The 8719-nt window shown below is 39.5% G+C and carries 6 protein-coding genes; 5 read left to right on the forward strand and 1 reads right to left on the reverse strand.

Annotated elements, in window-relative coordinates; translation table 11 throughout:
• The first annotated feature begins 385 nt into the window (after positions 1–385).
• Both blaI and KQI79_RS26595 read left to right on the forward strand, forming a co-directional pair.
• Positions 386–760, forward strand: coding sequence for a penicillinase repressor BlaI (blaI, locus tag KQI79_RS26590; protein ID WP_216541365.1), 375 nt, complete (start codon positions 386–388; stop codon positions 758–760).
• Positions 761–785: 25 nt separating this feature from the next.
• Positions 786–2882 (forward strand): M56 family metallopeptidase, encoded by a 2097-nt coding sequence (locus tag KQI79_RS26595; RefSeq protein ID WP_216541366.1) that lies wholly within the window; start codon positions 786–788, stop codon positions 2880–2882.
• Between the two features lie 72 nt (positions 2883–2954).
• On the opposite strand, the gene KQI79_RS26600 is transcribed toward KQI79_RS26595, so the two are convergent.
• Positions 2955–3683 carry a hypothetical protein gene (locus tag KQI79_RS26600; RefSeq protein ID WP_216541367.1) on the reverse strand — a complete coding sequence of 243 codons (729 nt, stop codon included), beginning with the start codon at positions 3681–3683 and terminating at the stop codon, positions 2955–2957.
• A 389-nt stretch (positions 3684–4072) separates the two neighbouring features.
• Between KQI79_RS26600 and KQI79_RS26605 the strand changes: the two genes are divergently transcribed.
• The 3 genes from KQI79_RS26605 to KQI79_RS26615 all read left to right on the forward strand — a co-directional run bounded on the left by KQI79_RS26605 (position 4073) and on the right by KQI79_RS26615 (position 8074).
• The gene (locus KQI79_RS26605) at positions 4073–5446 is read left to right on the forward strand and encodes an SIR2 family protein (RefSeq protein ID WP_216541368.1); all 1374 of its coding nucleotides are present in this window, start codon (positions 4073–4075) and stop codon (positions 5444–5446) included.
• Entirely contained in the window at positions 5430–7505 is a 2076-nt protein-coding gene (locus KQI79_RS26610; RefSeq protein WP_216541369.1) for an ATP-binding protein, read from the forward strand. The genes KQI79_RS26605 and KQI79_RS26610 overlap by 17 nt, the downstream gene beginning before the upstream one ends.
• A gap of 353 nt (positions 7506–7858) precedes the next feature.
• Entirely contained in the window at positions 7859–8074 is a 216-nt protein-coding gene (locus tag KQI79_RS26615; protein ID WP_216541370.1) for a hypothetical protein, read from the forward strand.
• Positions 8075–8719: the final 645 nt, after the last annotated feature.

An 8719-nucleotide genomic window follows, 5' to 3' on the forward strand; every position in this document is an offset into this window, starting at 1 on the left:
TCGGGTTCTTTAGCATACGCATTTTTGAAAATTGCTTTCAAAAACACGTTTACATCGATAATTTTAACTCAAGCACCCCAAATTGAGCCTCAATCGCCCGGTTTATTCCGAGATCCTATAAAATTATTTCCTAATAGTTACAATGGCTCATTCAGATAAAAAAACAACCTTTAGTGAAAAAATTTCCAATTAAATGTTAAGGGAAGGGAGAGCAAGCCGCTTATATAATAGAGACACTATAAGTTGCATTATTCTGATCCTAATTCCGACAAGAAGTTTTACAAAATTATTACAAATTTGAACTATATCTTGAAATTGACACGATTGGATTACGGGTGTAATATTAAATTGTATTACATTTGTAATCTGGAAAGGCGGTTCAAAAATGACAAAAGATATTCCTAAAATTACGGATGCGGAATGGGAAGTTATGGAGGCTCTTTGGGAAAGTTCGCCTCGTACCGCAAACGAGGTTATTGAATCTCTGCAACATATCATGGACTGGAAACCTAAAACCATTCGAAGTTTATTGAATCGTTTAGTTCAAAAACAGGCGGTAGGCATAAATAAGGAGGGGAAAGTATATACCTTTTATCCACTATATCAGGAAGATGAATGTAGACGTGCAGAAACCCATTCTTTTGTTAAGCGTATTTATGGCGGTGCTATGAAGCCAATGATTGTTCAGTTTTTACAAGAACAGTCCTTATCTCCTGAAGAAATTAAAGAACTACGAAAAATACTTGACGAAAAGTCGTAGATGCAATTTATAAGGAAGGGAAAGGATGAATGTGATTGAATTATTCATGACATGGCTAACTGCATTGTTTCAATGGTTCTTAACAACATCGATTATGGCAAGTTTATTAGTCATCATGATTCTGCTCATCAAATGGGTTTTCAAAAAACAATTAAGTCTAAGAATTCACTATTTTTTATGGATCATATTACTCTTGAGGCTGATACTGCCATTTGCCCCTGAAAGTTCGTTTAGCATCTTTAACATTTTTGCTCTAAATGTAAATCCTATGCCAATGTCAAGCGACGTGGAATCAAGGTCTGTTTCCCTGCACAACGCCCCAGGGATTTTAACGCAGGATCTACCCGGGGAATCGTCAAAACCTGTCGCAGGGAAGGATGAAGTCATACATAATCCACATGCAACCGAACCATTTCCGGATTTTGCAGCAGGCCATACATGGAGAGCATCGATCTGGAATTATGTGGCGGTTCTCTGGATTTTGGGTATCACTGTTTTATTGATATACATGATTAGAATGAACGTTTTATTTAAAAAGAAAGTGGTAAAGAATTCGAAAATAGTGGAATCATCGCTTTCATCGATTTTGGAAAGATGTAAAATTACGATGGGAGTTAAAGCTACTATTCCTCTTCTTATCACAAACGCCGTCTCAGGGCCAACCTTATACGGACTATTTCGTCCGAAATTGCTTTTACCTAAAAGAACGATAGAAACGCTGCGGGATGATGAGCTAGAACATATTTTTCTTCATGAATTAGCGCATTATCGGAGAAAAGACATTGAGTTTAATGCGTTATTCATTTGCATGTTGGTCATACACTGGTTTAACCCTGTTATATGGTATGCCTATTGTCGGATGCGTCAGGATCAAGAGTTGGCATGTGATGGCTTGGCATTATCCCATATAAACCAGTCGAACATTGCTAGTTACGGTCATACGATCTTGCGGTTAGTGGAGATGAATTCCACCATGAATCGCTTTACAAGTATCGCACACTTTTCTTCTAACAAAACTCAATTAAAGAAAAGAATATTGATGATCAAATATTTTGACAAAAAAAAGTATCGTTGGTCTCTTCCCGGCGTATTGCTTATCGCTTTATTGGGCGGCTGCGTGTTAACGAATGCAAACTCTTCGGCCGAACAGACCGACATCGAATCGGAACCCCCCAAATCTTCTATAGAAATACAGGAACAGACGGATAAAGATGACATCCATTTCGTTATAGACACGAAAGACGAAATTCCCGGTTCATTAACGAAGGAAACAGCAACAATAGGAAATGTTCATTTAGGGGACACGAAACAAAACGTCTATGGAATTCTAGGAGAACCCGCTAAAGTTTCATCGGATTCCAACACCGGAGAAGATATATGGCATTATCCAAAGCAGGCAGCAACGGTCTATTTCTATAAAGAATCGCCTGACTTTCCTGTAAGAGGGGTGAGTCGGATTCTGATTGAAGGGAAATCCAATCTGAAGACAGATAAGGAGCTGGGAGTAGGCGACTCGCTTGATCACATTAAGAATGCCTTTACAAACATAAATGGGACTCCGGACAAAAACGGGGTAAGAACGATTTGGATTAACGGGGAAAACCGGGGGTCCGAATCCGCTAATCGCTATTACCCGACAATGATATTTGAGTTATCGTCAAACATCGTGCAAAAAATCGAGCTCACTAATCAAGGCGTAAATCCAGGTCCTTATGATCAGAAGCCCTTAAGTTATAACGATCTGAAGATTGGCGATATACAAATCGGCGATACGAGCGATAGCCTGATGGAACGATATGGCGATCCTAGTAAAAAAACGACCGTGCATGGCATTGGAGATCCGGAATGGATTTTTGAAAAGTATGGGATCACCGTTTTTCTTGATCCAGTTTGGGCAATCCGGGTAACAAATCCTTTTTCAGGGAGCACTCCTAGAGGGATTCGAATCGGGAGCACAGAGGACGAAGTTAAAAAGGCTTATCCGGATAGTTTTCCAGATTCCGATTTTAATCGCTTAGTACAAAATTCGACTGATGGCGTCTATCAACTCGTATTTGTTCTGAAAAACAGAGCGGTGAGCGCTATTTTCTTACAAAAAGACTTGCAACTTAGTAAATTCTAAGCGAATGAAAAGCCCTTGTTTTTTAATTAAAAACAAGGGCTTAAGGCTTGCAACATTACCGATCATTGAAACCTAAGAGTAGAGATGCGTCATTCCTGGCAGCTTCGGATCATCAAATACCCGGTTTCTATAAGCGTAAATACAATCCCGGTTCTTAATCGTGTTATAAAAACCTTCATAACCGCCAGTAGTTGTCCACGGTCGTTTACCTTTCTCGTTAGTGAGGGTATATGTTTTCGAAGAACAATAACTCGTGTCCCCGCCGGTATAACTGGAATAGTAACCATTATACAATGCTGTGGACGCTGCATTTAATCCGTCGTCATCGAAACCTCCGTGAGAGTACGCAAATTGGATATGCGGGTATCCTTCTATAAGCAGCTTTGCATACGATCTGACCCCGTTGTTAGGCCCGTCAAACTTGGTTCCTGTCGGAGTTCCATCTGAACTCCCGCTAAAACCGGAACAAAGTGCTGTTTGGTTACCCGGGTTCCAACGCGATTGGAAAGAGGACACGCTCCACCCGAGTTCAATGCCCCAATGGACGAGAATAAATGCCGGAGGAAGTATTCCATATTTCGAGCTTTTATACGTTTGATATGCCACCCATTTCGCGAGATTGGCGATGGTATAAGTATACCCGCCGTAAGTAACCTCCCCGTTTATGAATTTCGTATGAGTGTCCAGGCAGGCAGCAGTAATGCCCGCATTCTTTGAGGAGGATTCTCTTGTGGTAGTCCCTCCTTCAGGTACCTTCATTAGAGTAACATCTTCTTCGTGACTACGGATTGTGATCTGCATTTTAAATCGACTCCTTTAATAAATATTGTTGGCTTTGATGAATTCAGATCAGATTTCATCTGAACATCTTCGCCACACTATATAACAGTGAAACCACCTTTCATTAAAACAACCTTTATTTACAAAGTTTTTTCGTTTTTTGGAGAGTTAAAGAAGAAAGGGCTCTATTCCAAAAAAGAGATTTTTGAAAGTAGAATTTTGTAGGTCTTGTTTGTTAAAGGAAAATAAGGTGATATGAACTAAGAAAAGTGTTGAAATAGCAGGGGAATTGAAAGGTCAACTAGAATATAACTTAGAGAAATGACTAGAATTTACTGAACTTGTATATCTCAACAGTGAGCTGGTAGGAAAATAGAGAATGATTTTGATTGAGGGGGAGAATTTGAAGTATGCGGAATTTGGAAAATGCAATTGATTGGGAGCATGAACACATATTGAAGGTGAATAGATCCATTTCTACATATGGTATTAAGGAAAAGATAGTGGAGGAGGAGGCAAGGAAAGAAATAGAGCCATGGTTGTCAGCGATTTTTCAAAGCGAACATCTGTCTGTTTTGCTGGGCGCAGGGTTAACGACCGCAGTTACTTCCATAGCATCCCTACCCTCCCAAGGGATGTGGAGGATTGATTTTGATGGAGTTTATAAGGAACATATAAAGATTTACGCAGATAAAAAGGCTACTAAAAGCGATAGAGGCAAAGCTAACTTGGAAGATGATTTGAGAACTGCCTTTGAATTATTAGCTGGTTTGCAAATCGCCGGCCAGGAAGAGGATGCCCTGCAACTAAAGACAAGTATAGAGTCGGCATTATCTGAATTTATTTCAACAGTCTTAAAAACTGAGGAACAATTTAAAAAAGCACTTGAAGCTAAGTTTGAAAAATTTGATATAGAGATGATATTTGATGAGGAGTACGAGGGTAAGGCGGAACAAGAAAAACTAGATTATCAAAAGAAGGCGGAAGAAGCGTTAAGCTATCTAAAATCATTCCTTACAAGTTTCGCAAGTCGGACTGCCAGCAGAGATCGCCTTAACATTTTCACTACGAATTACGATCGATTTATTGAGTATGCATGTGATATGGCAGGTATATTATTGTTGGATCGATTTATAGGGAAAATTTCTCCGATTATGCGTTCGACTAAACTTGAGTTAGATTATCACTACAATCCGCCAGGTATTAGAGGAGAACCTCGCTATGTTGAAGGTGTAGCACGGTATACAAAAATGCATGGTTCAATCGACTGGAAGTTTCAAGGGAAAAAGATTGTAAGAGAACCATTACAATTTGGAGCTTCAAACTTTATGAAAGAATCAGCGGAAGCTGTAGTTATTTACCCTAACTCTTCCAAGGATATTGAAACTGATTTTTTCCCATACGCGGACATGTTTCGAGATTTTTCTGCAGCGCTTTGTCGCCCTAACTCTGCACTTGTTGTTTATGGTTACAGTTTTGGTGATTCCCATATAAATCGGATCATTGAGGACATGTTAACACTCCCTTCAACTCACTTAGTTATCATTGCATATGAAGATAGCGCGAAGCGGATAAAACGTTTCTATGAGAAGCATAACCCTGCGCAGATTACTTTATTAATTGGAAGCCATTTTAGTGATCTAAAGTACCTGGTTGATTGGTATCTGCCAAAAGCTGCAATAGACAAAATTTCTGTAAAAGCGCATGAATTGAAGGAACGTCGAGGAGATAAAGAACCTCAAAACAAAAGTGGAGAAGGTAGATTTGATGAATGGGATTCCTGATTTTGATTATCTTCGAGATCTCACAATTGGTACTGTCGAATTCGTCAGTCCATCGACTATTAGAGTGAAATTAGAATTCAATACACCAGTAAACACAGCTTTTAATGCTGGTTTTCCAGTATCTTTTCCTAAAATAAACGGATTTGTACTTGTTCCTAATGAAGTCGGGGCAATAGTCGGGATGATATCTTGGATTGGTGTTGAAAATTCGCTTTATCCCAAAAGAACAGGATTGAAAGATTTTGATTTAATCGACCTTCCATTTCCTCAAAGGAAAATGCAAGTTAATTTACTTGGAACTTTAAAAACTAAACGAGACGGAACTTTTGAATTTGAAAGAGGTGTTTACCAATTTCCTTCCGTAGGAGATGCCGTTTCTATCCCTACGAATGAAGAAATGGAGGCAATAGTTGAAAATAGAGAAAGGAACGCCAATGTTGTAATTGGCACAGCCCCTATAGCAGGCAATGTTCCCGTAAAGATAAACCCAGATACGCTTTTTGGAAGACATATTGCTGTTTTGGGGAATACGGGGAGCGGAAAATCCTGTTCGGTAGCTGGATTGGTTCGCTGGTCAATTGAGACTGCTAAAACCAACAATAAAAAATCAGGGGCACTAAATGCGCGTTTTATTGTTTTTGATCCAAACGGAGAATACTCAAAGACCTTTGATTCTATAGGGAAACCAAGGAAGTTTAGGGTGAATATAGGAGAGGATTTGATCAAAGAAAGCACTCAACTGCAAGTGCCAGCCTGGATGTGGAACAGCTATGAATGGAGTTCGATTACACAAGCCAGTGGAAAAATGCAACGACCAATACTAAGGCGTGCATTGAGAGAATTGCGAAATGGCGGTACTATTTCAAATGATATCTTCAAAGCAAGAATAGACTTGACGAGCTACCATTTAGCGCTTAAAACTCATGTTGCCAGAGGCTATGATATTTTGTCCGATAAGAATGAACGTACAGCATTTGGGAAAAGGCTGGTTATGTTTAAGGGTGATTTTGAGCATATGATAACTCTATATAATCACCTTTCTGAAGTTGTTGCTGGACTAGGGAAAACTCTTCGAATGATTGAGGACATAATTAATAAGTATTCTAAGTCATTTGTTAGAGATGGGGAAGCGATACAATATTTTGAGAGTATCTCGAGGGCTGACTTTGACAATTTAGTTGCAAATATGCAGGAAGTCCTAGATTCATGGGGAGGTGAGGTGGAATATGAAGGACCTAATGAGGATACACCAGTTGAGTTTGATCTCAATCAAATAACCGCCCAAATCGCTCAAATATCTAAAGAACAAAACGCCATACAGTATGTAGACTATTTAATTATGCGTATTCAAACGATGATGGCTGACATTAAAATGTCTTCTATTATTAACTACAAGAGCGAAATTACTTTATCTGAATGGTTAGAAACATATATTGGGGATGATCAAGGAAGCGAAGTCATGATCATTGACTTATCTCTTGTACCATCTGAAATTATACATCTAGTTGTTGCTGTAATGTCACGGATTATTTTTGAGTCTTTGCAACGATATCGAAGGAAAAATGGAAAACCGTTGCCGACCGTCATGGTTCTTGAAGAAGCGCATCATTTTATTAGCAGGTATGTGCAAAATACGGAAGAGTTGTCGCCAGCATCTATGTGCACTCAAACTTTCGAGAGAATTGCTCGCGAAGGAAGAAAATTTGGCCTTGGACTGATGATTTCTTCTCAGAGACCATCTGAACTATCTCCAACGGTGCTGTCGCAATGTAATACGTTCCTGTTGCACCGTATAGTAAACGATCGTGACCAGGAATTAGTAAAACGCCTGGTTCCTGATAATTTGGGAGAGATGCTAAATGAACTGCCTGTACTTCCAACAGGCAAGGCTTTATTGATTGGAGCAGCGTCTTCAATTCCAACTTTAGTTGAAATGACTCAATTAAAAGAGGAGGATCGGCCACATTCCTCTGATCCGGACTTTTGGGATGTTTGGACAGGGAATGTGGAACGAGAAGTCGACTGGAAAACCATAGCGAGAGAATGGCAGGTTGAATAATAAAAAAGTAAATTGCTAAATTTGTAAAGCTCCACAGTATAATATTTTTGCTGAAACTTGTAGCATACACAAAAGCAGCTTCGGGACAAGTGAAGGAAAAGGAGCACTTGATTAGAGCAGTTAACCAAAGTCTTTATAAGCTGAATATTTTTAGATTATTACGGTGTGAGAGAACCAGTTTTTCGGTGATTAGAGAGCCAGATTTTCGTGACAACGTTTGGCGTTACACGATCGCTTAGTAGAAAAGCTTTCCCCTATGATAACGCCGTTGCAGGAGCCACTTTTAATTAGGGTAATGCACGTAGATGAAATCTATGCTAAAATAGTAGTACAAAGCATAGGAGGTACGAACAATGGCAAAAGTGCTGAAGTTCCCTCAACCGAATTTACAACAGAATAAAGGACAAGCTTTCGACCATGCCATGTTGGCGATCGAGCAGCGCCTAGGCGTTACCTTTTGGGATTACGTTGGCATAGGTGGAAAAAGAACGGATGAAGTTCAAGCTACAATAGACCGTGCTTTACATAAAGAAACCTTACAAATGGCAACGAACAGCATAGAAAAGTAGAAAATCCACCTGATATCGTGGATTTTTCTTTTTGTCACGAAAGGAGATGGAGGATCTGACATTCTTTGAACGCGGTTTTGTCTTTGAAGGGAATATTCCAAAGTCGAGACATACAAGTGCTTTAATAAAGTTAATCGAAAATATTTCTACATCGAAAGCACCGATAATGACCTCTTTAGGGTTCTTATCGGTGTTTTTTGTAGAAAGATGTCGGAGATGTTGGGGGAACCGCGTCCGGATAAAGCGCAGCTGCTCACAACGCCAGAGTCTCCGGAACATTGGCCTTCTTGATTTATTTATTTCTACAACAAGGAGCAATGCTCCACCGCTTTTATAATAGTTTTGATAATGAGTTAATTTAAGGAAAGCTTCGATTGCCTACGGAAAACGTACTTACTTGAGTTCCTTTAACCTGAACGGGGACAGAGCCAAGTAAGGACTCAGTTTTCGCCGAATCATCAACATAAACCTCAATACTTCCATCAAATGAGATATCCTTATCTCCTACAGATATATTGGCAATAAGATAGGATCTCGGAATAAACCGGGCGATTGAGGCTCAATTTGGGGTGCTTGAGTTAAAATTATCGATGTAAACGTGTTTTTGAAAGCAATTTTCAAAAATGCGTATGCTAAAGAACCCGA

This window comes from Paenibacillus sp. MSJ-34 (assembly GCF_018918005.1).
Lineage (GTDB): Bacteria > Bacillota > Bacilli > Paenibacillales > Paenibacillaceae > MSJ-34.